This window comes from Blastococcus sp. URHD0036 (assembly GCF_000701365.1).
Classification (GTDB): domain Bacteria; phylum Actinomycetota; class Actinomycetes; order Mycobacteriales; family Geodermatophilaceae; genus Trujillonella.
The window spans coordinates 72,773-95,799 of record NZ_JNIK01000004.1 but is presented as its reverse complement, the minus strand read 5'-3'; the positions used below and the strand labels follow the sequence as shown (position 1 = coordinate 95,799).

The 23,027-nt window shown below is 74.5% G+C and carries 23 protein-coding genes; 9 read left to right on the top strand and 14 right to left on the bottom strand.

What is annotated here, in order from left to right:
* Positions 1-36 precede the first annotated feature (36 nt).
* Entirely contained in the window at positions 37-2,748 is a 2,712-nt protein-coding gene (locus N555_RS0104150) for a SpoIIE family protein phosphatase (RefSeq protein ID WP_029430242.1), read from the bottom strand.
* A gap of 170 nt (positions 2,749-2,918) precedes the next feature.
* Here N555_RS0104150 and N555_RS0104145 point away from each other — a divergent pair, with 170 nt between their 5' ends.
* A complete protein-coding gene (locus N555_RS0104145) occupies positions 2,919-4,022 on the top strand; it encodes an EAL domain-containing protein (RefSeq protein WP_034508738.1) in 1,104 nt (367 codons plus the stop codon).
* 82 nt (positions 4,023-4,104) lie between these two features.
* Complete coding sequence (locus tag N555_RS27290; protein ID WP_081865972.1) at positions 4,105-4,272, top strand: DUF1059 domain-containing protein; 168 nt, start codon at positions 4,105-4,107, stop codon at positions 4,270-4,272.
* A gap of 46 nt (positions 4,273-4,318) precedes the next feature.
* Here the strand turns inward: N555_RS27290 and N555_RS0104135 are convergent, their stop codons facing one another.
* Entirely contained in the window at positions 4,319-5,245 is a 927-nt protein-coding gene (locus tag N555_RS0104135; RefSeq protein ID WP_029430240.1) for an aldo/keto reductase, read from the bottom strand.
* Positions 5,246-5,456: 211 nt separating this feature from the next.
* Here N555_RS0104135 and N555_RS0104130 point away from each other — a divergent pair, with 211 nt between their 5' ends.
* Together N555_RS0104130 and N555_RS0104125 are read left to right on the top strand one after the other, a co-directional pair.
* Entirely contained in the window at positions 5,457-5,744 is a 288-nt protein-coding gene (locus N555_RS0104130; RefSeq protein WP_029430239.1) for an HU family DNA-binding protein, read from the top strand.
* Positions 5,745-5,820: 76 nt separating this feature from the next.
* Positions 5,821-7,062, top strand: coding sequence for a serine hydrolase domain-containing protein (locus tag N555_RS0104125; RefSeq protein ID WP_029430238.1), 1,242 nt, complete (start codon positions 5,821-5,823; stop codon positions 7,060-7,062).
* A gap of 49 nt (positions 7,063-7,111) precedes the next feature.
* On the opposite strand, the gene N555_RS0104120 is transcribed toward N555_RS0104125, so the two are convergent.
* Positions 7,112-7,573 carry a MaoC family dehydratase gene (locus N555_RS0104120; RefSeq protein WP_029430237.1) on the bottom strand — a complete coding sequence of 154 codons (462 nt, stop codon included), beginning with the start codon at positions 7,571-7,573 and terminating at the stop codon, positions 7,112-7,114.
* A 69-nt stretch (positions 7,574-7,642) separates the two neighbouring features.
* Here N555_RS0104120 and folP point away from each other — a divergent pair, with 69 nt between their 5' ends.
* The 3 genes from folP to N555_RS0104105 all read left to right on the top strand — a co-directional run bounded on the left by folP (position 7,643) and on the right by N555_RS0104105 (position 10,726).
* Positions 7,643-8,503: a dihydropteroate synthase gene (folP, locus tag N555_RS0104115; RefSeq protein ID WP_029430236.1), complete on the top strand. Its 861-nt coding sequence runs from the start codon at positions 7,643-7,645 to the stop codon at positions 8,501-8,503.
* A 122-nt stretch (positions 8,504-8,625) separates the two neighbouring features.
* Positions 8,626-9,045, top strand: coding sequence for a PaaI family thioesterase (locus tag N555_RS0104110; protein ID WP_029430235.1), 420 nt, complete (start codon positions 8,626-8,628; stop codon positions 9,043-9,045).
* An 82-nt stretch (positions 9,046-9,127) separates the two neighbouring features.
* Positions 9,128-10,726 (top strand): AMP-binding protein, encoded by a 1,599-nt coding sequence (locus N555_RS0104105; protein WP_029430234.1) that lies wholly within the window; start codon positions 9,128-9,130, stop codon positions 10,724-10,726.
* Positions 10,727-10,783: 57 nt separating this feature from the next.
* Here the strand turns inward: N555_RS0104105 and N555_RS0104100 are convergent, their stop codons facing one another.
* Entirely contained in the window at positions 10,784-11,650 is an 867-nt protein-coding gene (locus tag N555_RS0104100; RefSeq protein WP_051683721.1) for a hypothetical protein, read from the bottom strand.
* A 113-nt stretch (positions 11,651-11,763) separates the two neighbouring features.
* Here N555_RS0104100 and N555_RS0104095 point away from each other — a divergent pair, with 113 nt between their 5' ends.
* Positions 11,764-12,756, top strand: a complete 993-nt coding sequence (locus N555_RS0104095) for an NAD(P)H-quinone oxidoreductase (protein ID WP_029430232.1) — start codon at positions 11,764-11,766, stop codon at positions 12,754-12,756.
* A 3-nt stretch (positions 12,757-12,759) separates the two neighbouring features.
* On the opposite strand, the gene N555_RS26580 is transcribed toward N555_RS0104095, so the two are convergent.
* From N555_RS26580 to N555_RS0104075, 4 genes are all read right to left on the bottom strand, one after another.
* Complete coding sequence (locus N555_RS26580) at positions 12,760-13,401, bottom strand: anti-sigma factor family protein (RefSeq protein ID WP_051683720.1); 642 nt, start codon at positions 13,399-13,401, stop codon at positions 12,760-12,762.
* Positions 13,398-13,922, bottom strand: a complete 525-nt coding sequence (locus N555_RS0104085; RefSeq protein ID WP_051683719.1) for a sigma-70 family RNA polymerase sigma factor — start codon at positions 13,920-13,922, stop codon at positions 13,398-13,400. Before N555_RS0104085 ends, N555_RS26580 begins: the two co-directional genes overlap by 4 nt.
* Positions 13,923-13,974: 52 nt before the next feature.
* On the bottom strand, positions 13,975-14,532 hold the full coding sequence (locus N555_RS0104080; RefSeq protein WP_051683718.1) for a COG4315 family predicted lipoprotein: 558 nt from the start codon (positions 14,530-14,532) through the stop codon (positions 13,975-13,977).
* Between the two features lie 95 nt (positions 14,533-14,627).
* On the bottom strand, positions 14,628-15,845 hold the full coding sequence (locus N555_RS0104075; RefSeq protein ID WP_029430228.1) for a cysteine desulfurase-like protein: 1,218 nt from the start codon (positions 15,843-15,845) through the stop codon (positions 14,628-14,630).
* Between the two features lie 86 nt (positions 15,846-15,931).
* Between N555_RS0104075 and N555_RS0104070 the strand changes: the two genes are divergently transcribed.
* Entirely contained in the window at positions 15,932-16,483 is a 552-nt protein-coding gene (locus tag N555_RS0104070) for a bacterial proteasome activator family protein (protein ID WP_029430227.1), read from the top strand.
* 235 nt (positions 16,484-16,718) lie between these two features.
* Here N555_RS0104070 and N555_RS0104065 read toward each other — a convergent pair whose 3' ends face one another.
* The 6 genes from N555_RS0104065 to N555_RS0104040 form a co-directional block, all read right to left on the bottom strand.
* Positions 16,719-18,350 carry a methyl-accepting chemotaxis protein gene (locus N555_RS0104065; RefSeq protein ID WP_051683717.1) on the bottom strand — a complete coding sequence of 544 codons (1,632 nt, stop codon included), beginning with the start codon at positions 18,348-18,350 and terminating at the stop codon, positions 16,719-16,721.
* A 146-nt stretch (positions 18,351-18,496) separates the two neighbouring features.
* Entirely contained in the window at positions 18,497-19,303 is an 807-nt protein-coding gene (locus N555_RS0104060) for a Cof-type HAD-IIB family hydrolase (RefSeq protein ID WP_029430225.1), read from the bottom strand.
* Complete coding sequence (locus N555_RS0104055; RefSeq protein ID WP_051683716.1) at positions 19,296-20,210, bottom strand: HAD family hydrolase; 915 nt, start codon at positions 20,208-20,210, stop codon at positions 19,296-19,298. The genes N555_RS0104060 and N555_RS0104055 overlap by 8 nt, the downstream gene beginning before the upstream one ends.
* The gene (gene serS / locus N555_RS0104050) at positions 20,207-21,502 is read right to left on the bottom strand and encodes a serine--tRNA ligase (RefSeq protein WP_029430223.1); all 1,296 of its coding nucleotides are present in this window, start codon (positions 21,500-21,502) and stop codon (positions 20,207-20,209) included. Before serS ends, N555_RS0104055 begins: the two co-directional genes overlap by 4 nt.
* Positions 21,499-21,933, bottom strand: a complete 435-nt coding sequence (locus N555_RS0104045) for a MerR family transcriptional regulator (RefSeq protein ID WP_034508732.1) — start codon at positions 21,931-21,933, stop codon at positions 21,499-21,501. Before N555_RS0104045 ends, serS begins: the two co-directional genes overlap by 4 nt.
* 9 nt (positions 21,934-21,942) lie before the next feature.
* The gene (locus N555_RS0104040; protein WP_029430221.1) at positions 21,943-22,971 is read right to left on the bottom strand and encodes an NAD(P)-dependent alcohol dehydrogenase; all 1,029 of its coding nucleotides are present in this window, start codon (positions 22,969-22,971) and stop codon (positions 21,943-21,945) included.
* Positions 22,972-23,027 lie beyond the last annotated feature (56 nt).

The following is a 23,027-nucleotide window of genomic DNA, read 5'->3' as shown; positions in this document are numbered from 1 at the left end:
TCGCGGTGTCGTCCGGAGGACGACGGATCACGCGACTCAACCGACTCTGAGGGCGAGGAGGGCGACGTCGTCCTCGGCGTCGGGCAGGAACAGCCGCTCCAGCACCCGGTCGCACAGCTCCTCCAGCGGCAGGCCCCCGGCCTGCTCCAGCACCGCCACCAGCTCGCCGGTGCCGGTGTCGAGGTCGCGGTCCCGGCGCTCGACGAGCCCGTCGGTGTAGAGCAGCACCGTGCTTCCCGCGGGGAGGAGCAGGCAGCGGTCGGAGCGGGCCGACGAGGCGTCCACGCCCAGGAGCAGGTCACCGGGGAGGTCCAGCACCTGGACCGCGCCGTCCGGGGCGATGACCACCGGCGTGGGGTGGCCGGCGTCGGACCAGCGCATCAGGACCGCGCCCGCGGAGATCCCGGCCGGGCGCTCCAGGCGGGCGACGATGGCGGTCGCCATGACACCGGGCACCAGCCCGGTGATGGCACGGTCCAGCCGGGTGAGCACCTCCGCCGGCGCCGCCCCGGTGGCGTGGCTGATCCCGCGCAGTAGGCTCCGGACCTGTCCCATCGCCGCGGCGGCGTGCCGGTCGTGGCCGACGACGTCGCCGATGGCCAGCACCGTCGTCCCGTCCTCCTGGGCGAAGGCGTCGTACCAGTCCCCGCCGATGTCCGCGCCGGCCGCCGCGGGCACGTAGCGCACCACGACCTGGCAGCCGGCCACCGCCGGCGGCGCGGTGAGCATGCTGTGCTGGAGCGCGTCGGCGAGGTCCCGCTGCTGGGCGTGCAGCCGCGCCGAGTGCAGGGCGAGACCCGCCCGCCGGCCCACCTCCACGGCGGCGTCCACCTGGTCCTGGGTGTGCTCGCCGCGGTCGACCCCGTTGAACAGGCCGAGGGCGCCGATGGTCCGGCCGCGGGCCACCAGGGGCACGACCACGCCGCCCTCCATGTCCAGCCGGGACAGCGCCGACCGGGTCTCCTCGTCGGGCAGGGCCAGCCGGATCCGCTCGGCGTCGATGTGCGGCAGCACCAGCGGCCGCCCGGTCCGGGTGACGATCCGGGCCGTGGCGTCGTCGGTCATCACCGCGACCATCGCGTGCACGTACTCGGCCAGCTGGCCGGCGCGGTCGGGATCGCGGTGCGCCGAAGCGAGCTCCTCCATGCGGCCCTGCTCGTCGGTGACCACGAGCCAGCACCAGTCGCCGAGCGCCGGCACCACGAGCTCGGCCAGCTGGGTGACCTGCCGGGTGATGTCGAAGTCCCCGGACAGCACCCGGCCGACGTCGGCCAGCAGCTGCAGCCGCCGGTTGGCCGCGTCGCGCTCGGCATCGGCCTGCAACCGGGACACGCTCAGGGCGAGCTGCGCGGTGAGACCGTCCAGCAGCTCGACGTCCTCGTCGGCGAAGCCGTGGTGGTGGGTGTCCCACACGACCGCGTAGCTGCCCAGCAGCCGGCCCTCCACCCGCAGCGGCAGGACCGCCAGCGCCCGTGTGCCGAGGGCCTCGTTGATCTCGGCCATCCGCGGGAACCGGGTCTCGGCCTGGCGTGCATCGGCGAAGAACAGCCGCTCGCCGGTCCGGGTCACGTGCACGTGGGGCAGGTCCTCGTCCTCGGGGGGCAGGACCACGCCCTCCGGGGGGAGCTGCACGTCGGCCGCGCTGGCCACGGTGTCGACCAGCTGCCGGGTCAGGTGCAGCCGCAGCCCGCCGCCGGGCTCCTGCACCGTCAGGCCGCTGGACGAGGCGCCCAGCACGGCAGCACCCCGGAGGGCGATGTCGGCGAGCTGCCGGACGGCGGTCGCGTTGGCCATCTCGGCAGCGACCTCGGCGATCGCCGCGGCCCGCTGGACGGCGGCCATCCGCCGCTGCGACTGCTCCCGCGCCTCGCTGACGTCGAGGATCGTCCCGATCATGCGGATCTTCTCGCCGCGGGCGTTGCGGACGACGCGGCCGCGGGACACCGTCCAGCGCACCGAGCCGTCCGCGCGCACGGCCCGGGACTCGAGGGCGTACTCGCCGGTCTCCGTGTCCGCCCGTTCCATCTCCTTGCGGACCGCTTCGTGGTCGTCGGGGTGCACCCGGGAGGCGAGCACCGCCTCGATGTCGGTGGCGGGCAGCGCCTGGTCCATGCCGAACACGGCCGCGCACCGCTCGTCCCACGTCACCGCCCCGGTGCGCAGGTCCCGCTCCCAGATGCCGATGCCGCTGGCCTCGAGCGCGATCGAGAGGCGGGCGGCCGAGGTGCCGATCGCCGACTTCGCGGCGGAGAGCTCGAGCTCGGCGACGACGGAGGTGGCCAGCTGTTCCAGCAGCTCCCCGTCGTCCTCGGTCCACTCCCGCGGCGTCTCGTCGTACACCGCGAGGACGCCGACCACGTGCCCCGACGCGGAGACCAGGGGCGCACCGAGGTAGGCGGCGACCTGCCCCGACGTGACGGCCGGCAGGTCGGCGACCGCCGGGTCGGCGGCCGCGTCGGGGACCACCAGCGGCTGGGCACCGCGCACGGTGATCGCCGAGAGCGCCCCGGTGAGCAGCGCCGGGCCGCCCACGACGCCCGGCGGCAGGCCGTGCCCGCCCACGACGGTGTCGGCGTCGGTGAAGATCGTGACCTTCGCGTGGCCCACGCCGAGCAGCCGCGCGGCCAGGCCGGAGAGCCGGTCGAACGCCGCCGGGCCGGGGACCTCCAGGAACAGCCGACGGGCCGCGGCGATCCGATGCGGGTCCGACAGCGGATCGGGGACGGCGGAGGGCACCGGGCCGGGCACGGTTCCTCCTCGCTGACGCGCCCGCGACCGCCAGCCGGGCGCGAACGGCGACCATGCTGACACGCGCATCCGGAACGTATCCGTCCGACTCGCGGCGTGGCCCTCCCTCTGGGGGGTGAAAGCGGCCGTCCCGCGTCAACCGCGACCCGGCGCCATCCGATGGGGAGTCCATGACGGCGATCTCCACCCGCAGCAGGGCGCTGCCCGACTGCCGTCCGCTGCTGGCCGACCCCGACGACCTCACGCTGGTCTTCCAGCCGATCGTCGACCTCGCGGGGGCCCGCGTGGCCGGCTACGAGGCCCTGTCCCGCTTCCCGGGCACCGCGACCCCCGACGTCTGGTTCGCGGCCGCGGCCGACGCCGGCGTGGGCCCGGAGCTGGAGGCGCTGGCCGTGCACAAGGCGCTGGCCGCCCGCGACGCTCTGCCGCCCAACACCTTCCTCACCGTGAACGTCAGCCCGCACCTGCTGGGGACGGCGCCCATCCAGGACGCCCTGCACTCCGTCGGCGACCTCGCGCGGATCGTCGTCGAGCTGACCGAGCACACCGCGGTCGACGACGTCGACGCGCTCCGCCGGCACGTCGACGGCCTGCGCGTCCGCGGCGCGCTGGTGGCCCTGGACGACGCCGGCGCCGGGTACTCCGGGCTGCAGCAGATGACCACGGTCCGCCCGCAGTTGGTGAAGCTCGACCGCGCGCTGGTGCAGGACGTCGACACCGACCCGACGAAGCTGGCCCTGGCCGAGCTGGTCGGCGAGTTCGCCGGACGGATCGACGCCTGGCTGCTGGCCGAGGGCATAGAGACCCCCGGCGAGCTGGCCGCGTTCGCCCGGCTGGGCACCCCGCTGGCCCAGGGCTGGCTGCTCGGCCGCCCCGCCCCCGAGTTCCGTCAGCTCGACCCCGACGTCGTCCGGCTGATCACGGCGCAGACCGCCCGCGCCCGGCTGACCGAGAGCGTCGCCCCGCTGGTCCGGCCGGTGCGCCAGTGCGCGGCCGAGGAGCCCGCCCCTCTCGTCCCCCCGGCCGTCCTCGTGGGTCCGCTCGGCGAGCCGCTCGCGCTGCGGCTGGCCGACCCGCGGACCGCCGAGGCGTACACCGCCCCCGTCTCCCTGCGGGTCCGGCTCTCCGCCGGCGCGACCGAGACGCTGGCCCGCGCGATGACCCGCTCGCCGGCACAGCGGTTCGACCCGGTGGTCTGCACCGACGAGACCGGCGGCGTCGTCGGTCTGCTGCGTGTCGAGGACCTCGTCACCGCGGCGGCAGGCACCCGCTGACCGGGCCGCACCCGATGACCCGCCCTCAGCCCCGGGGCGCGCACCACCTCCCCCGCACTCCCCCTTCCCCCGAGGAGAACCCGTGAAGACCTTCGCCTGTGGCGACGTCGTCCCCGGCTGCAGCCACTCGTTCAGCGCTCCCGACGAGCCCGGCATCCTGAGCCAGGTGGCCGCCCACGCGGCCGCCGACCACGGCCTGACCGAGGTCTCCGCCGACCTCGTGGCCGCCGTCCGCGCGCACATCCACTGACCTACCGGAGTGCGGGAGCGCAGGAAACCTGCGCTCCCGTACTCCGCTACTGCGCCGAGGCGTCGGTCAGCGCGGTGCGCTCGGAGTCGGTGAGCACCAGGTCGAGCATCGGCAGCAGGTCGGCCAGCTGGTCGACCGAGCGACCGCTGGCGATCGGCGCGGTGACCGTCGGCTGGTCGGCCAGCCAGCGCAGCGCCACCGCCGAGCCCGTCGTCCCGTGCGCGTCGGCGACCTCGCGCAGCGCCCGCAGCACCCGGTCGCCGCGCTCCCCCACGTACGCCGCCGCACCCTTCGCCCGCGGCGAGTCGATCTGCTCGCCGGCGCGGTACTTGCCGGTCAGGAAGCCCTTCGCCAGCGCGAAGTAGGGGAAGCACCCGAGGTCGGCACCGGCGACGACGTCCCTCAGCTCGTCCTCGTAGACCGCCCGCTCCATCAGGTTGTAGTGCGGCTGCAGCGCCACGTAGCCGGTCACGCCCAGTCGCTCCGCGGTGGCCAGCGCCTCGGTGAGCCGGGCCGCGGAGTAGTTCGACGTCGCCGCGTACCGGACCTTCCCGGCCTGCACCAGCTCGTCGAACGCCCGGAGCGTCTCCTCCAGCGGCGTGCTGTCGTCGTCGTAGTGGGCGTAGTAGACGTCGATGTGGTCGGTGCCGAGGTTGGTCAGCGACCGCTCGGCCGCGGCGCGGATCTCGGCCGCCGACAGCGGGTGCTCCTTGCGCCCCGGCGAGGCCTTCGTGGCGACGACGACGCGGTCCCGCCGCCCGGCGCCGGCCAGCCACCCGCCGAGGATCTGCTCCGACCGGCCGTTGCCGTACATCTCCGCGGTGTCGACCATCGGCCGAGAAGTGCTCGGCACCGCGTCGACGAACCGGTCGAGGAGGGCATGCGAGGTGGGCTCGTCCGCCGTCCACCCGAAGACGTTGCCACCGAGGCACAGATCGCTGACGACGAGGTCCGTCCGGGGGATGCGAGGCACGTCCCCACCGTAGGTGCCGGGGTGTCCGGCCGCCCTGGGGCGGCTGTGACCTGCGAGGCGTTCCTCCCCCCACAGTGGCGGGATTCCGGGCAGACATGGCAACGTGCGCCCCCGGTCCGCCTCTCCCGGCCCGCCCGGCGAGGAGACGGACCCGTCCGCACCGACCGGGCGCCGGACTCCCGGCGCCGGCCACCCATCCGAGAGGACCCCCGTGAACAAGGCCGAACTCGTCTCCGCCATCGCCAAGCGCGCCGACGTGCCCGCCTCGACCGTCGACTCCGTGATCGCCGGCCTCCAGGAGGAGCTCGTCGACGCCATCACCCGCGGCGACAAGGTCACCATCTCCGGCCTGCTGACCGTCGAGCGCTCGCAGCGCTCCGCCCGCACCGGCCGCAACCCGCAGACCGGTGAGTCGATCGAGATCGCCGCCGCCCACACCGCCAAGGTGACCGCCGGCTCGAACCTCAAGAAGGCCGCCAGCAGCGTCCCGGTCAAGTAACACCCCCCGGACTGCGGAGTCCCCCCTCACCGTGCACGGTGAGGGGGGACTCGCTGTATCGAGGGAGGACGACGGGGTGACGGAACTGCAGGTGGACACCGACCCGGCAGAGGTCGGTCTGGATCCCGCGCGACTGGAGCGCCTGGACCGGCGGCTGGCCCGCTTCGTCGACGAGGGGCGGCTCCCCGGCTTCCTCGTCACCGTCTCCCGCGCCGGCCGTCTGGCGCACGTGGGCCGGTACGGGCACCGGGACGTCGAGCGGGGCCTCCCCGTCGAGCCCGGCACCCGCTGGCGCATCTACTCGATGACCAAGCCGGTGACCTCGGTGGCGGCGATGTCGCTGTACGAGGAGGGCGCCTTCCAGCTCACCGACCCGATCAGCACCTGGCTGCCGGAGTTCGCCGACACCCGCGTGTACGTCGCCGGCTCGGCGCAGAAGCCGGTCACCGCCCCGCTGATGGAGCCCATCCGCGTGTGGCACCTGCTGAGCCACACCGCGGGGCTCACCTACGGCTTCCACCACGCGCATCCGGTCGACGCGATGTACCGGGCCGCGGGGTTCGAGTGGGGGAGCCCGCCGGGCGCCGACTCCGCGGAGGTCTGCCGGCAGTGGGCGGCCATCCCGCTGGTCTTCCAGCCCGGCAGCGAGTGGAACTACGGCGTCTCCACCGACGTGCTCGGCCGCCTCGTCGAGGTCCTGGCCGGCAAGCCGCTCGACGAGGTGTTCGCCGAGCGCGTCCTCGGCCCGCTGGGCATGACCGAGACGTCGTTCGGCCTCCGCCCGGACGACGACCCCGACTCGCTGGCCCGCCTCTACGCCGCCGTCCCCGCCACCACCGGGACGACGTTCGCGCCGCTGGACGCGATGGGCGAGGCCGCGCTGTCCAAACCCGCGTTCCTCTCCGGGGGTGGCGGACTGGTGTCGACCGCGGCGGACTACCTGCGGTTCGTCGAGTGCCTGCGCCGCGGCGGCTCCCACGACGGGGGCCGGGTGCTGGGGTCACGGACGGTGGCGCACATGGTCCGCAACCACCTGCCGGGGAACCAGGACCTGGAGACGTTCGGCCGGCCGCTGTTCGCCGAGACCCCGCTGCGGGGCGTGGGGTTCGGCCTCGGGTTCTCGATGGTCCTCGACCCGGCCCGCTACGGCGTGGTGTCCAGCGTCGGCGACTACAGCTGGGGCGGGGCGGCGTCCACCGCGTTCTACGTCGACCCGATCGAGGACCTGACGGTCACCTTCTACACGCAGCTGCTGCCCTCGAGCACGCTGCCGATCCGCAACTTCCTCCGCCAGCTGGTCAACCAGGCACTCGTCTGACGTGGAGGAGATCCGTGGGCGTGACGCCCACGGATCTCCTCCACCCGGCTCAGAGGTAGCGGCGGTAGACGACGGTGGCGACCATGGCCGGCTTCGTGCCGCCTTCGATCTCGATCGTGACGTCGATGTTCACGGTGATCCCCCCGTCGAACGGGGTCGCCGAGGCCAGGGTGGCGCCGGCCCGCACGCGGGCGCCCACCGGCACCGGCGAGGGGAAGCGCACCTTCTCGGTGCCGTAGTTGACGCCCATCCGGAAGCCCTGCATGTCCACGATCTCGGGCAGCAACCCGGGAACCAGCGACAGCGTCAGGTAGCCGTGCGCGATGGGCCCGCCGAAGGGGCTCTCCTTCTTCGCGCGCTCCGGGTCGACGTGGATCCACTGGTGGTCGCCGGTCGCCTCGGCGAACTGGTTCACCTGCTCCTGGGTGATCGTCACCCAGTCGCTGTAGCCCATGTGCTGGCCGACGAGGCCCTGCACGCCCTCGATGCCCTCGACAACCGTCTGCGCCATGTGCCCTGTCCTCTCGGTCGATTACCTTGGCGAACTCCACCACACCGGCTCGGGAGAGGGAGGAACGGGTTGCTCCGCATCGGCGCGCTCGACGTGCCCGACGGCCACCTGGTCGTCATGGCGATCGTCAACCGCACCCCCGACTCGTTCTACGACCGCGGCGCGACCTACGAGCTCGACCGGGCCGTCGAGCGGGTCGACCAGGTCGTCGCCGAGGGCGCGGACATGGTGGACGTCGGTGGGGTGAAGGCCGCGCCCGGTGACGAGGTCGACGCCGCGGAGGAGATCCGGCGCACCGTCGACCTGGTCGCCGCCATCCGCGCCGCGCACCCCACGCTGCCGATCTCCATCGACACCTGGCGGGCCGAGGTCGCCCGCGAGGTCCTCGCCGCCGGCGCCGACGTCGTCAACGACGCCTGGGGCGGGGTCGACCCCGAGCTCGCCGTCGTCGCCGCCGAGGTCGGCGCGGGGATCGTCTGCACGCACGCCGGCGGGCTGCCGCCGCGCACCCGCCCGCACCGGGTCGTCTACGACGACGTCGTCGCCGACATCGTCACGCGGACGACGGCGCTGGCCGAGGCAGCCGTGGCGGCCGGCGTCGACCGCGAGCGGGTGCTCATCGACCCCGGCCACGACTTCGGCAAGAACACCCGGCACTCGCTGGAGGCCACCCGCCGGCTGGGCGAGCTCGTCGACACCGGCTGGCCGGTGCTGGTGGCGCTGTCGAACAAGGACTTCGTCGGCGAGACCCTGGACGTCGTCCTCGACCAGCGGCTGACCGGCACGCTGGCCACGACGGCGATCAGCGCCTGGCTGGGCGCCCGAGTCTTCCGCGCGCACGACGTCGCGCCCACCCGCCAGACGCTGGACATGGTGGCCTCCATCCGTGGCGACCGGCCCCCGGCGAGGACGGTCCGCGGCCTGGCGTAGCGCTCGGCACCTTTCCCGCGCGGCGGCACAGCCGCGGTGTGGCGACGACCGCCGCGCGGCAGCGCGGCAGTCACGACGATGCGGCGGCATCCGGGCCGCGAGCCGTCGTTAGGTTGCCGTGCATGTCCGCCACCGGGTTCCTCACCGCCGACGAGCTGAACGACCTCCTCCCGGGCACCCTGCCCGGACTCCTGGGCATCGTCGTCGACAGCCACGAGCGCGGACGGCTGACCAGCCACCTCGACGTCCGCCCCGACCACCTGGCGCCCAACGGGTACCTGCACGCCGGCACGGTCGTGACCCTCGCCGACACCAGTTGCGGCCTGCCCACCCGCGCGCTGCTGCCCGGGGGGTCGACGGGCTTCACGACCATCGAGCTCAAGAGCAACCACCTCGCCACCGCCCGGGAGGGCCGGATCAGCTGCGTGGCGACCAACGCGCACGCCGGACGCACGACGCAGGTCTGGGACGCCGTGGTGACCGCCGGCGACCGGACGCTGGCCCTGTTCCGGTGCACGCAGTCGGTCCTCTGGCCCCGCTGAGGTACCGCCCGGGAACCCGGGCATGCCCGGGTTCGTCTCCGGTGTGAGACTGGCGCCACACCTGCACCGAAGAGGAGGCCACGTGGCCCTGAACAGCCCGTATCCCGACGTCGAGATCCCCGACGTCTCCGTGCCGGAGTTCGTCCTCGCGGCCGGCCGCGACCGGCCGGACGCGCCGGCCCTGATCGACGGGCTCAAGGGCGACACGATCACGCACGGCCAGCTCGCCGCCTACGTCGACCGCGTCGCCGCGAACCTGCACGCCCGCGGCCTGCGCAAGGGCGACGTCGTCGCCGTCTTCTGCCCGAACACGCAGTGGTTCCCCGTGGTGTTCCACGGCATCGCCGCCGCCGGGTGCGTCATGTCGCCGATCAACTCGCTCTACACGCCCGAGGAGATCGCCTTCCAGCTCAAGGACTCCGGCGCCAAGGTCCTGATCACCATCTCGCTCTTCATGGACCGCGCCGGCGCCGCGGTGGAGAAGACGCCGGTCGACGAGGTGATCGTCCTCGACGGCATGGAGGGCCACGCCGGGATGCTGGACCTGCTCGGCGGCGACGCGCCGTCGGTGCAGGTGGACATCGACCCGGCGAACGACCTGGTCGCGCTCCCCTACTCCAGCGGGACGACGGGCCTGCCCAAGGGCGTGATGCTGACCCACCGCAACCTGGTGGCCAACGTGTCCCAGTGCCGGCCGCTGATCGACCTGGGCGAGGACGAGCGGATCATCGCCGTCCTGCCGTTCTTCCACATCTACGGCCTGACCGTGCTGATGAACCAGGGCCTGGCCTGGGGCGGGGCCGTGGTGACGCTGCCGCGGTTCGACCTCGAGGACTTCCTGCGCACCATCCAGGACCACAAGATCACCCGCGCTTACGTGGCGCCGCCGATCCTGCTGGCGCTGGCCAAGCACCCGCTGGTCGACTCCTACGACGTGTCGTCGCTGGCGTCGGTCATGTCGGGTGCGGCGCCGCTGGACGAGAACCTGGCGCTCGCCGCCCAGGAGCGGCTGCGCAAGGGCGCTGCGGACGGCGTCACCGTGGCCCAGGGCTACGGGATGACCGAGCTGTCGCCGGTCTCGCACACCACGCCCGACATCGGCCGGCAGCCCCCCGGCGTCACCACCGACGTGCCGAAGGGCTCGGTGGGGTACGCGATCCCGAACACCGAGTGCCGGCTGATCGACCCGGGCACCGGCGAGGACGCCGCCCCGGGTGAGAGCGGCGAGCTGTGGGTCCGCGGGCCGCAGGTCATGAAGGGCTACCTCAACAACCAGAAGGCCACCGAGGACACCCTCGACGCCGACGGCTGGCTGCACACCGGTGACGTCGCCGTCGTCGACGCCGACGGCCGGTACACGGTGGTCGACCGGGTCAAGGAGCTGATCAAGTACAAGGGCTACCAGGTGGCCCCGGCGGAGCTCGAGGCCGTGCTGATCAACCACCCGGAGATCGCCGACGCCGCCGTCATCGGGGTCAAGGACGCCGAGAGCGGCGAGGAGCTGCCCAAGGCCTTCGTCGTCCGCTCCCCGGGGTCGGAGATCACCGAGGAGGCGGTCATGGCCTACATGACCGAGCACGTGGCCCCGCACAAGAAGATCCGGTTCGTCGAGTTCATCGAGCAGGTGCCCAAGTCCGCGGCGGGGAAGATCCTCCGCAAGGACCTCAAGGCCCGCGCCTGACGTCCGGTCGGGCCGGTCCGTGGCCTCGGCCGCGGGCCGGCCCGACGCGCGTCCGGGTCAGGCCGGCCGGTCGGGGTTGACGGCGCCCGGCGTGACCGGCGGCGCGGCGGTCGCGTCGCGCGCGGTGTGCCGGTCCACCGGCGGGGGCGGGGACCACGCCGGGGGCGGTCCGGTGGGGGCGGGCCCCCAGGAGCCGGTCGGCGGCAGCGGCCGGCGGCCGCGCCGGAACGCCAGCACGAACAGCAGGGCGCTGATCAGCAGCAGGACGACGCCGCCGATGAGCACCCCCCAGGCGAGGCCGGTCAGGCCCGGGACCGTCGCACCGATGCCCGCCTCGACGGAGACGCCCGCCGAGCCGTCGGTGTTCATGACCACCAGCAGCCAGTCGCCCTCCGTCGGGTCCCAGGTCAGCTGCTGGGCACCGGTCCCGCTGCTCTGCGCGACCCAGAAGTCCTGGTCGGCGGGCGGGGTGGCCGGCTCTCCGCCGGGCACGAGCCGGCCGTTGTCGGCTCCGGACCCCAGGTCGTCGACGACCGTCCGCGCGACCCCCTCCAGGTAGGCCTGTCCCTCTGCGACCGGCGCGATGCCGACGAAGACGTCGGTGCCGTCGGCTCCGGTCACGTCGAGCCGGGCGGTGCCCAGCCACGACTCGACCAGCGCCCAGTCGGTGCCGGTGTCGGAGAGCTCGATGTTCTCGCTGACCAGCGCCGACCCGGTCGTGGAGAAGTCGTCGTCCGGGGTGGTCAGGTAGCCGTCGTCGTCGCGGCCCGGACCGTCGGCCCACAGGAGCAGCCCCCCGCCGAGCACGAGGCCGACCCCGGGGAGCAGCAGCAGGATCGCGAAGACCAGGGCCACGACGCGGCCGGCGCCCCAGCGGCGGGAGGGAGCAGCCTGCGGCCACACGGGCGGGGGGACGGCGGTCATGGGGCACCTCCAGCGACCGCCGGGGACCACGGGGCCGCGGCTGAGCACCGGCGGACACCCATGAGCCTGGCACCGGGACCCGCGGAGCACGAGGGACCTTCTACTGTCGCCGCATGCGAGCGGTCACCCTGGACGGATCCGGCGGTCCCGAGGTCATGGGCTGGGGCGAGGTCCCCGACCCGGTCTGCGGGCCGGGCGAGGTGGTGGTCGACGTCGTCGCCACCGCGGTCAACCGCGCCGACCTGCTGCAGCGGCAGGGCTTCTACCCGCCGCCGCCGGGCGCCAGCGAGGTCCTCGGCCTGGAGTGCAGCGGGATCATCAGCGAGGTCGGCCCGGGCGTGACCGGCTGGCAGGTGGGCGACGAGGTCTGCGCCCTGCTGTCCGGCGGCGGGTACGCCGAGCGGGTCGCCGTCCCGGCCGGGCAACTGCTCCCGCGGCCGGCCGGCGTGGAGCTGGCCACCGCCGCCGCCCTGCCCGAGGTCGTCTGCACCGTGTGGTCCAACGTCTTCCTGCTGGCCGGGCTGCGTCGCGGCGAGAGCTTCCTGGTGCACGGCGGCTCCAGCGGCATCGGCACGATGGCGATCCAGCTGGCCGCCCGCGCCGGCGCCCGGGTGTTCACCACCGCGGGCAGCGCCGCCAAGCTCGACTTCTGCCGCGAGCTCGGCGCCGACGTCACGATCAACTACCGGGACGAGGACTTCGTCGAGCGGGTGCGGGCGGAGACCGACGGCGCCGGCGTGGACGTCGTCCTCGACATCATGGGCGCCAAGTACCTGGCCCGGAACGTCGAGGCGCTGGCCACCGGCGGGCGGCTGGTGTGCATCGGCATGCAGGGCGGGACGAAGGCCGAGCTGGACCTGGGCCTGCTGATGCGCAAGCGCGCCGCGGTGCACGCGACGACGCTGCGCTCGCGGCCGGCGACCGGGCCCGGGGGCAAGGCCGACATCGTCGCGGCCGTGCGGCACGACGTGTGGCCCGACGTGGAGCGGGGCGTGGTGCGGCCGATCGTCGACCGGCGGCTGCCGATGTCGCGCGCGGCCGAGGCGCACGAGCTCGTCGCCGCCAGCGGGCACATCGGGAAGGTGCTGCTGCTCCCCGAAGACTGACGCTCAGAGCGGCACGCGGACCAGCTCACCGCCCGACGCGTCGAGGAGGACGGCCCCGGTCAGCTCGTCGCGGGCGACCGGCGTCCAGGCCCGGAACCGCGCCCGGCCGGCGGGGTCGGCGGCCCACTCCCCGGTCGCGTGCCAGTCGTCCGCTCCGTCGACGACGAACAGCCGGCACTCGGTGCCGCCGGGCAGCCCCGCCACGACGACGTCGAGCCCGGTGCCGTCGTCGTCACCTGTCACGGCCACGGTGACCCGCGTGTCGCCGGCCGTGACGGTGTGCAGGACCGGCGCGGACGCGGACCCGCTCCACGGCACGACCCCGACCACCGCCCCGGCCACCGCGAGCGCCAGGGCCGCCGCGGCCAGCAGCAGCCGCCGCGGGCGGGACCGCCGCGGCCCGACGTCGTCGGCCACCGCCGCGCGCACCCGGTCGTACAGGTCCGCGGGAGGCCGCACGGGGGACCCCGCGGCCTCCTCGGCGTCGAGCCGGGCCAGCAGCGGCGGCAACCCGCTCAGCTCGTCCACCTCCGTCCGGCACGCCGCGCAGCCGGTCAGGTGGGCGTCGAAGCCGGCCCGCTCGGCCGGCTCCAGCGCGTCGAGGACGTAGGCGCCGGCGTCGGTCGCCCCCTGGGGGCAGGTCACGTCGTCACACCCCTCTCGGCCAGGGCCAGCTTCAGCGCCCGGAGCGCGTAGTGGCACCGGGACTTGACGGTGCCCGGTGGCACCCCGAGCACGGCAGCCGCCTCGGCGACGGTACGGCCGCGGTAGTAGGTCTCCACGATCACCGCCCGGTGCTCCCGGGAGAGCGCGTCCAGAGCGTCGGCGACGACGATCCGGTCGAGGGCGCGCTCCACCTCGTCGAGCCCTGGCAGCTCGCCGGTGTCGTGGACCGGGACCTCCGCCGGCCGGGCGTCGCGGGCCCGGTGGGCGTCGATCGCCAGGTGGTGGGCGACGGTGAACAGCCACGGCCGGACCGGCGCCGCGGACTCGTCCAGTTGGTCGAGGTGACGCCAGGCCCGGACGAGGACCTCCTGGACGAGGTCCTCGGCCCGGGCCCGGTCGCCCCCGCAGAGGCGGAGGGAGTAGCCCAGCAGTGCGGAGGCGTGCTCGTCGTAGAGGGCGCGCAGGCCCTCCTCCCCGACGTCGCCGCCGCGCGTGCGCATCAGCCCGCGTCCACCCGGCGTGGCCGATCACTCATCCGGCTGCCCTCCTCGGTCAGTAGACCGGGCCGGCCGGCGCCGAGGTGCTCGGCGCCGGGCTGCGGGATGCCGGCGTGTCCGGTGCCGCGGCGTCCGTGATCCGGGTGCCGTCCGTGTCCACCACCCACCAGACACCCTGCACGCCCTGTCCGGTGGTGTCACCGGGTGCCGCGTCGCCCTGCCAGCGGTACAGGGGCCATCCGTCGAGGGTGACCTGAAGCGTGCCGTCGTCGCGGGTGATCGTGCCGATCTCCCCCGTGACGCCGTCGACCACCGGGTCGGCGGAGTCCGCGACGACCGGCGGCCAGGCCTGCAGGCACTGGCCGGAGCAGCTGCTGGCGCCGCTGCCCTGCGTGTCGTGGTCGAACACGTAGACGGTCCTCCCGCTCCCGTCCACGACGATCGTGCCGAGGTCGGTGTCGGCCGTGGTCAGCAGGGCGTTCCCGGAGGTGGAGCTGCTGCTCGTGGCTGCCGCCCCGGAGCCGCCTCCGCCCCCGTAGCCGTCGGAGCCGCAGCTGGTCAGCACCAGCAGGCCCGCCGCCAGGACCGTGGGAACGATCAACGTCCTGCGCATGGGGATCTCCCTCCGGCGGGGCCCGCGCTCTCGGGCACCGATGCCAGGGAGCACGGCTCCGGACGGCGGATGGTTCACCCGTCATGGAGTGCCGGTCAGCGCGGGCGGAGCGCGGCCACGGCGTCGATCACGTAGCCGACCTCCTCGGCGGTGTTGTAGTGCATCAGCCCGAGGCCGACCGTCCCGCCCTGCTCGCTGGCCCCGAGCGCGTCGAAGAGCTCGCGGGCGTAGCGGTCGCCGTCCCAGGCGCAGATGCCGCGGCGCGCCAGGTCCGCCGTCACCTGCCGCGGCCGCATGCCGTCGACCGTGAACGACAGCACCGGGGTGGGGTCGGCCGCCGAACCCAGCACCTGCACGTGGCGCATCGCGCGCAGCGCCTGGTCCAGCCAGTCGAACAGCTGGCCCTCGTAGGAGGCGACGGCGGTCATCGAGGCCCGCAGCCGCTCGCGGCGACCCCCCTCGGCCTCACCGCACAGGCTCGCCAGGTGCTCCACGGCCGCGGTGACCCCGGCGTACAGCTCGTACGGCTGCCCGCCGATCTCGAACCGGTCGGGCACCCGGTCCGGCGCCGGCAGCAGCTTGTCCGGCCACAGCCCCGACAGCACCGCCGGATCGGCGACGACGGCCCCGACGTGCGGGCCGCACCACTTGTAGGCCGAGACGGTGAGGAAGTCCGCCCCCATCGCGACCCGGTCGACCGGGTGGTGGGCCACGGCGTGGACGCCGTCGACGAACACCAGCGCGCCGGCCGCGTGCGCGCGGGCGGCGATGCCGGCGACGTCGGGGCGGGTGCCGATGGCGCTGCTGGCGGCGGTGACGGCGACCAGTCGGGTCCGGGGCGTGAGCAGCGCGTCGTACTGCCAGGCGGGCAGCTCCCCGGTCTCGATGTCCACCTCGGCCCACCGCACCCGGACGTCGGCCTGCTCGGCGACCTGCAGCCACGGGCGGATGTTGGCGTCGTGGTCCAGCCGGCTGACCACGATCTCGTCACCCGGTCGCCAGGTGCGGGCGAGGGCGCGGGCCAGGACGTAGGTCAGCGCCGTCGCGCTCGGTCCGAGGACGACGCCGCCCGGCACGCCCCCGGTCAGGTCGGCCAGCGCGGCCCGCGCGCCGGCCGCCAGGCCCTCCGCCCGTGCCGAGGCGGGGAACACGCCTCCGCGCGGGGCCACCGGGACCCGCATCGCCTGGGTGACCGCGTGCACGACGTCCTCCGGCAGGAGGGTGCCCATGGGGCCCTCGGCGTGCACGAGACCGTCGGAGAGGCCGGGGAACCGGCCCCGGACGCGGGCGATGTCCAGCCGCGCCTCCCCCATGTCCGCGACCCTAGACGCACCGGCGCCGGGCGGACGGGTCCTCCCCGGCCGGGCGGAGGAGCCCCCGGGGAGGGGAAGATGGAGGCATGACCATCCCGGGCAACGGAAGCCAGCAGCCGCAGCAGGTCGTCGTCGTCGGGCCCGACGGGAGCCCCGTCGGCGCGATGCCCATGCCGGGCGGGGACGGCGGCTCCGACGGCGTCGGGGGCTTCGGCGACATGGTCGAGCAGCCGGCGAAGGTCATGCGGATCGGCACGATGATCAAGCAGCTCCTCGAGGAGGTCCGCGCCGCTCCCCTCGACGACGCCAGCCGGCAGCGGCTGCGTGACATCCACGCGTCGTCCATCCGCGAGCTCGAGCAGGGCCTGGCCCCGGAGCTGCGCGACGAGCTCGAGCGGATCACGCTGCCGTTCAGCGAGGACCAGACGCCGTCCGACGCCGAGCTGCGGATCGCCCAGGCCCAGCTGGTCGGCTGGCTGGAGGGCGTCTTCCACGGCATCCAGACGGCACTGTTCGCCCAGCAGATGGCCGCCCGCGCGCAGCTGGAGGAGATGCGCCGCCGCGCACTGCCGGGCGGCACGGGCGCGGGGATGGCGCAGCAGCCCGACCTCCGCCCCGGCGGCGGCCAGTACCTCTGACATCGCGGTCCCACCGTCGTCCTCCCGCGCCGGGGTCAGGTGCCGTGCCCGACCCGCGCTGAGCCGTACCGCCACCCGGCGCGCGTGACCACGAGCCTCGCGCCCGCGTCGCCGTCCTCCCGTCACGAGGTGAGGACGGCGACGTCGCCGTGAGGGCGGCGATCAGGACCGGCCGCCGAGACGCCGACGGCGCCGCCTCCCCGGAGGGAGACGGCGCCGTCGGGGCGGGTGGGACTCAGACCGCGAAGCGGCTGACCGCGTCCTGGAGCTGACCGCTCATCCGGGAGAGCTCGGCGGCCGCGCGCTGCGCGTCCTCGACCCGGGAGTTGGTCTCCTGCGTGCCGGCGGCGAGGCCGGAGATGGCGTTGGCGATCGACTGCGAGCCGCTGGCGGCCTCGGCGACGTTCCGGTTCATCTCGTTGGTCGTGGCCGTCTGCTCCTCGACCGCCGCGGCGATGGTGGCCTGGAAGTCGTTGATCTCGCCGATGACCGTGCTGATCTGACCGATCGCGTCGACCGCGCCGGCGGTGTCGGCCTGGATGGCCTCGACCCGGCGGCTGATGTCCTCGGTGGCCCGCGCCGTCTCCTGCGCCAGCTCCTTGACCTCCGACGCCACGACCGCGAAGCCCTTGCCGGCCTCCCCGGCCCGCGCCGCCTCGATGGTGGCGTTGAGCGCCAGCAGGTTGGTCTGCTCGGCGATGCCGTTGATCAGCTTGACGACCGTCGCGATCTCCTGCGAGGAGTCACCGAGCTTGCCGACCGTGCGCGTCGTGTTCTCCGCGACCGTCACGGCCTGGCCGGCCACGCGGGCGGCCTCGGTGGCGTTCGTGGCGATCTCGCGGATCGCCTGCTCCATCTGCGAGGAGCCGGCCGCGACGGTGTCGACGCTCTGCGCGACGTCGCCGGCGGACGCCACGACCGAGTCGGCCTGGCCGGCGGCGGTCCGGGCGTTGTCGGCGATCGCCGCGGAGGCACCGTCGAGCTGGTGCGAGGCGTCGGCCAGCTGGCGGGCCGAGTTGCCGACGAGGACCAGCACGGAGCTGAGCGCGTCGAGGGTGTGGTCCAGGGACTGCGCGACCTCGCCGAGCTCGCCGCCACCGGTCTGCCCGGCGCGCACCCGGAGGTCACCGGCGGCGACCTGGGCGAGCACCTCGCGGATCCGCTGCACGGGGCTGGTCACGCTGCGGGCCACCGCGAGCGCCAGGCCGACGGCGATGACGAGACCGGCGACGATGATCAGGACCGTGACGGTGCGGGCCGAGGTGTAGGCGTCGTGCGCCTCCTCGGTGACAGTCACCGCCTCCGCCGCCGCGGCCGCGGTCGCCGTGCTGAGCGACTCGGCGATGGCGGTCTCGTATCCGCCCAGGCTCTGCACGAGCTCACCGAGGCGGGCCGGGGCCACGTTCGGCGCCCGGAGCTCGGCGAGCGTGGACAGGTAGGCGTCGACCGAGGTGGTGAACTCGGTGAACGCCTCCTGGGCGGCCGGCGAGAGCGGCATCGCGGCGACGGCCTCGGTGTCGGCGGTGAGCCGGTCGCCGATCGTGACCACGTTCTGGGCGGCCTTGGCGATGCTCTCCGCGGGCAGGGTCGGGATCGCGGAGCGGGCGGTGTTGGCGGCCAGCTCCCACCAGTCCGCCTGCAGCCGACGCAGCCCGTCGAGCGGCTCGGCACCCTGCGAGTAGACCTCGCCGGCCTTCTGGTCCAGCGTGGCCATCCGGCTGATGCCGAACACGCCGACGCCCAGCGTCGTCACCGCCACGACCATCACGGCGCCGAGCACGCGACTGCGCAGCCCCCAGCCCTGTCCCTGCGCGGTCTCCGGGGCAGCGGTGTGGCCCCGGTTGTCGATCGCCGTGGAGGCGTCCATCTCCTGCTCCTCATCTGCACGAGCCACCGGTGCACTCCCGGAAGTCCTGCAGCCAGGGTCGGCAGCAGCGCCCGGCCCTTGAGGCGAGCGCTCCCCCACGAGGTGTGTGCCGCCTCATCCGCCACACGGACGACGCCGACTCGGAACTACGCGAGGGAGGCGAGGAACGCCGCCACGCCGTCCTCCTCGTTGGTGCCCGTGACGTCGGTCGCGACGGCGAGGAGATCGGGGTGCGCGTGGGCCATGGCGACCGCCCGGCCGCCGGCATCACGCACCCACTCGAACGCCGCGATGTCGTTGGGCATGTCCCCGAAGACGACGACGTCCGCCGGGTCGACGCCGTGCTGCCCGGCCACCTTCGCCAGGCCGCTGGCCTTGGTGACGCCCGGGGCGGAGATCTCGGCGAGCGCGTCGCTGGAGGAGTTGGTGACCGTCGCCCGGTCGCCGGCGACCCGCTCGACCAGGGACATGAACTCGTCGCGGGGCAGCGACTCGTGCCGCGCCAGCAGCTTGGCCGCCGGGCCGGTGACCATCTCCTCCAGCGTCGCCACGGCCACACCGGGCGCGTCCAGGTCCCAGCGGGGCTGGTAGACCGGCTCGTGGCGGAACTCCAGCCCGTACTCGACGGCGAACCAGGTGTCGGGCTGCGCGCGCCGCAGCTCCGCCGTCACGTCCTGCAGCACGTCGGGGGCCAGTGCGTCCTCGTCGAGGACGGTGAGGCTCTCCAGGTCCAGCAGCACCGCGCCGTTGCAGCAGACGGCGGTGCCGTGCCGGAGCTGCTCGCGGATGCGCACCATCCACCGCGGCGGCCGGCCGGTGGCCAGCACGACGGGCACCCCCGCGGACCGCCACCGCTCGAGCTCGGCGACGGTCTCCGGGCTGACGGTGTCGTCGCCGCGGAGCAGCGTGCCGTCCATGTCGCTGGCGATCAGCCGCGGGCGCCAGTCAGACACCGCCGGGCCCCCCGCCGAAGAGCGCCTCCAGGTACCGGGCGACGCCGTCGACGTCGTGGCCGCTGGTGCGGTCCTGCGCCGCCGCGCGCACCGCGGGATGGGCGTTGGCGACGGCGACCGAGCGGCCCCCCGCGTCCCGGACGGCGGTGATCATCGGCAGGTCGTTGGGCATGTCGCCGAACACCAGGACGTCGCCCAGGCCGACGCCGTACCGCTCGAGGGCGACCGCCAGCCCGGTGGCCTTGGTGACCCCCGGCGGCAGCACCTCGATGAACCCCAGGCCGGCGTGGGTGATCTCGGCGTCCGCCGGGTCGACGACGGAGCGCGCGCGGGCCAGCAGCTCGTCCTGGCCGAGGGTGGCCGACCGGAGGAACACCTTGAGCACCGCGCCGGGCGGCAGCACCTGGTGCCGGGGCAGCAGGTGCGCCGGCTCGGGATAGGGCCACTCGAAGCCGTGCTGCACCCGGAGCTGGGTGCGGACCTCGCCCTGCTCGGCGGCGTCCTCGACGGCGAGGACGAGGTCGCCGGCGACCTGCTCGATCCGGTCGATCACCGCCGCGGCCTGTTCCCGGGGCAGCCCCACGGTCCGCAGCACCTCGTCCCGCTCCAGGTCGACGACGAAGCCGCCCTGCGCGAGCACCGCGATGCCCCGGCCGTCGAGGGCGTCCCGGACGCTGTCGAGCAGCCGCGGGCCGCGCCCGGTCACGCCGACCACCGGGATCCCCGCCGCCCAGCACGCGTCGAGGGCCGCGCGGTTCCGCGGGCTGACCTCCGAGCCGGCGTCCAGCAGGGTGCCGTCGAGGTCGCTGGCCACCAGCTTCGGCCGCCACGGGCCGAGGTCGCCCAGCTCGACGACCTCGTCGTACCCGTCGAGGATGCCGTGGGCGCGGACCGGATCGGCCGTCACGTGACGGGCACCGGGGCGACCAGCGACATGCCCGGGGTCAGCACCTCGTGCCCGCCCAGCCACGGGCGCAGCGCCGCGGGGACGTGCACCGAGCCGTCGGCGCGCTGGTGCACCTCGAGCAGGCAGGCGATGGTGCGGGCGATCGCGCAGAGGGTGCCGTTCAGCGTGGCCGCGGTCTGTGGCTTGCCGTCGTCGTCCCGGTAGCGGATGTTCAGGCGCCGCGCCTGGAAGGTCGTGCAGTCCGACGTGCTGGTCAGCTCGCGGTAGGTGCCCTGGCTGGGGAACCAGGCCTCGATGTCGAACTTGCGCGCGGCGCTGGTGCCGAGGTCACCGGCGGCGATGTCGACCACGCGGTACGGGAGCTCGATCGCCTGGAGGAACTCCTCCTCCCACTGCAGCAGGCGGAGGTGCTCCGCGGCGGCCTCCTCGGGCCGGCAGAAGCTGAACATCTCGACCTTGTCGAACCAGTGCACGCGGATGATGCCGCGGGTGTCCTTGCCGTAGGACCCGGCCTCGCGGCGGAAGCAGGAGGACCACCCGGCGTAGCGGCGCGGGCCGGCGGAGAGGTCGAGCACCTCCTTCATGTGCATCCCGGCGATCGCCACCTCCGAGGTCCCGACCAGGTACAGGTCGTCGCGCTCGACCCGGTAGATCTCCTCGTCGTGCTCGGAGGTGAAGCCGGTGCCCTCCATCGCCTCGTGCTTGACCAGCGCGGGGGCGACCACGGGGGTGAACCCGGCGGCCACCGCGCGGGTGATCGCCAGCTGGGCCAGGGCGAACTCGAGCAGCGCGCCGGGGCCGGTGAGGAAGTAGAAGCGGGCGCCGGAGACCTTCGCGCCGCGCTCCATGTCGATCGCGCCGAGGGCCTCGCCGATCTCCAGGTGGTCGCGCACCTCGAAGTCGTAGGTGGGCACCTCGCCGACGGTCCGCAGCGTCACCGCGTCGTCCTCGCCGCCGGGCGGGACGTCGTCGTGGACGACGTTCGGGATCTTCAGGTGCGCCTCGCGCAGCGCCGCGTCGGCGGCCTTCTGCAGCTCCTCGGCCTCCTTGACCTCCGCGGCCAGGGTCTTGGCCCGCTCGAGCACCGCGGGGCGCTCCTCCGGGGAGGCGCCCCGGACCGCCTGGGAGGCCGTCTTCTGCATGCCGCGCAGGCCGTCGGCGCGGCTGACTGCGTCGCGGCGGGCGGCGTCGGCGGCGAGCAGGTCGTCGACGCGGGACTCGTCGGCTCCCCGGGCCCGCTGGCTGGCGCGGACGACGTCGGGGTTCTCGCGGACGAGGCGCAGGTCGATCACGCCGTCGATCGTAGGTGTCGGCCCGTCCCGCCCTCGGGAGCGGCGACCTCGTCCTCGCAGTCCAGCCCGGCGTCGATCAGCCGCCGGTACTCCGCCATCTTCCCGGTGAGCACGGCGAGGTCCTCGTGCAGCTGGTCCACCTGCCGCTCGATCGACTCCCGCTGGGCCTCGAGCAGCGCGAGCCGGACGGGGTGGTTCTCCAGGCGGCCGCCGCCGAGCTGCACGAAGTGCCGTACCTCCGCGACCGGCATGCCGGTCCGGCGCAGCGCCTGCACCAGCGCGATGAACCGGACGGCGGCCGGCGGGTAGCGGCGCTGACCGGTCGACGTCCGCTCGACCAGCGGGATGAGGCCCTCGCGCTCGTACCAGCGCAGCGTGTCGATGCTCAGGCCGGTGTGCTCGGAGACCTCGCGGATGCCCAGTGCCGTCACACCGCCACGCTAGGCGCTGACGTCCAGCACGAAACGCCAGCGGACGTCGCCGGCGGCCAGCCGACGGAAGGCCGTGTCCACCTCCGCGATCGGCAGCACCTCGACGTCGGCGGTGATCCCGTGCTCGGCGCAGAAGGCGAGCATCTCGCGGGTCTCGTCGGTGCCGCCGGAGCCGGAGACGGTCAGCTCGCGGCCGAGCAGCGCCATCGTCTCGACGTCCAGCCGCTCCGGCAGGCCGAGGAGCACCAGCCGGCCGTCCAGTCGCAGCGTTCGCAACAGCGGGGAGAGGTCGTGGGCGGCCGAGGCGGTGTCGACGACGACGTCCAGGCTCACGGCCCGGGCGGCCATCGCCTCGCCGTCCCGGAGGAGGACGACGTCGTCGGCGCCCAGCCGGCGGGCGTCGTCGACCTTGTCCGGCGAGGTGGTGAAGACGACGACCTCGGCCCCCAGCGCCTTGGCGAACTTCACCGCCAGGTGCCCCAGGCCGCCGGCGCCGACCATGCCCACGGTCTGCCCGGGTCCGACGCCGGCCCGCCGGATCGGTGACCACGTGGTGATCCCGGCGCACATGAGCGGCGCGGCGGCCGCCGCGTCGAGGCCGTCGGGCAGCGCGTGGACGAAGGCGTCGCGGGCGACGTACTCGGTCGAGTAGGCGCCCTGGGTCGGCGTGCCGTCGTGCCGGTCGACCCCGCCGTAGGTCAGCTGGGGGAACTCCACGCAGTAGGACTCCCGGTGCGCCAGGCACGGCCCGCACTCCCCGCAGGAGTCGACGATGTTGCCGACCGCGACCCGGTCGCCCACCCGCAAGGCGGTGACCTCCGGTCCGACGGCGGAGACGACCCCGGTGAACTCGTGGCCGGGCACGAGCGGTGGCGCCCCGGTGGAGAGGCCCTCCACCGCGTGCAGGTCGGTGTGGCAGACGCCGACGTGGGTGACCCGCACCGCGACGTCGTCCGGGCGCAGGTCCCGCCGCTGGAACTCGAAGGGGCGCAGCTGTCCGCGCGGCTCGAACGCCGCATATCCCGTGACCGGTCGCATGGCCGCGACTCTCCGCGCTGGAGTCCACTCCAGCGCAACCCGGACGTGAGCCGCCC

What these genes read in the sequence shown, in the direction of transcription:
- N555_RS0104145 (WP_034508738.1), top strand. Translation starts at nt 2,919, where the DNA reads ATGACGGCGATCTCCACCCGCAGCAGGGCGCTGCCCGACTGCCGTCCG.
- N555_RS0104120 (WP_029430237.1), bottom strand. Translation starts at nt 7,573, where the DNA reads ATGGCGCAGACGGTTGTCGAGGGCATCGAGGGCGTGCAGGGCCTCGTC.
- N555_RS0104110 (WP_029430235.1), top strand. Translation starts at nt 8,626, where the DNA reads ATGTCCGCCACCGGGTTCCTCACCGCCGACGAGCTGAACGACCTCCTC.
- N555_RS0104100 (WP_051683721.1), bottom strand. Translation starts at nt 11,650, where the DNA reads ATGACCGCCGTCCCCCCGCCCGTGTGGCCGCAGGCTGCTCCCTCCCGC.
- N555_RS0104095 (WP_029430232.1), top strand. Translation starts at nt 11,764, where the DNA reads ATGCGAGCGGTCACCCTGGACGGATCCGGCGGTCCCGAGGTCATGGGC.
- N555_RS0104085 (WP_051683719.1), bottom strand. Translation starts at nt 13,922, where the DNA reads ATGCGCACGCGCGGCGGCGACGTCGGGGAGGAGGGCCTGCGCGCCCTC.
- N555_RS0104080 (WP_051683718.1), bottom strand. Translation starts at nt 14,532, where the DNA reads ATGCGCAGGACGTTGATCGTTCCCACGGTCCTGGCGGCGGGCCTGCTG.
- N555_RS0104075 (WP_029430228.1), bottom strand. Translation starts at nt 15,845, where the DNA reads ATGGGGGAGGCGCGGCTGGACATCGCCCGCGTCCGGGGCCGGTTCCCC.
- N555_RS0104070 (WP_029430227.1), top strand. Translation starts at nt 15,932, where the DNA reads ATGACCATCCCGGGCAACGGAAGCCAGCAGCCGCAGCAGGTCGTCGTC.
- N555_RS0104065 (WP_051683717.1), bottom strand. Translation starts at nt 18,350, where the DNA reads ATGGACGCCTCCACGGCGATCGACAACCGGGGCCACACCGCTGCCCCG.
- N555_RS0104040 (WP_029430221.1), bottom strand. Translation starts at nt 22,971, where the DNA reads ATGCGACCGGTCACGGGATATGCGGCGTTCGAGCCGCGCGGACAGCTG.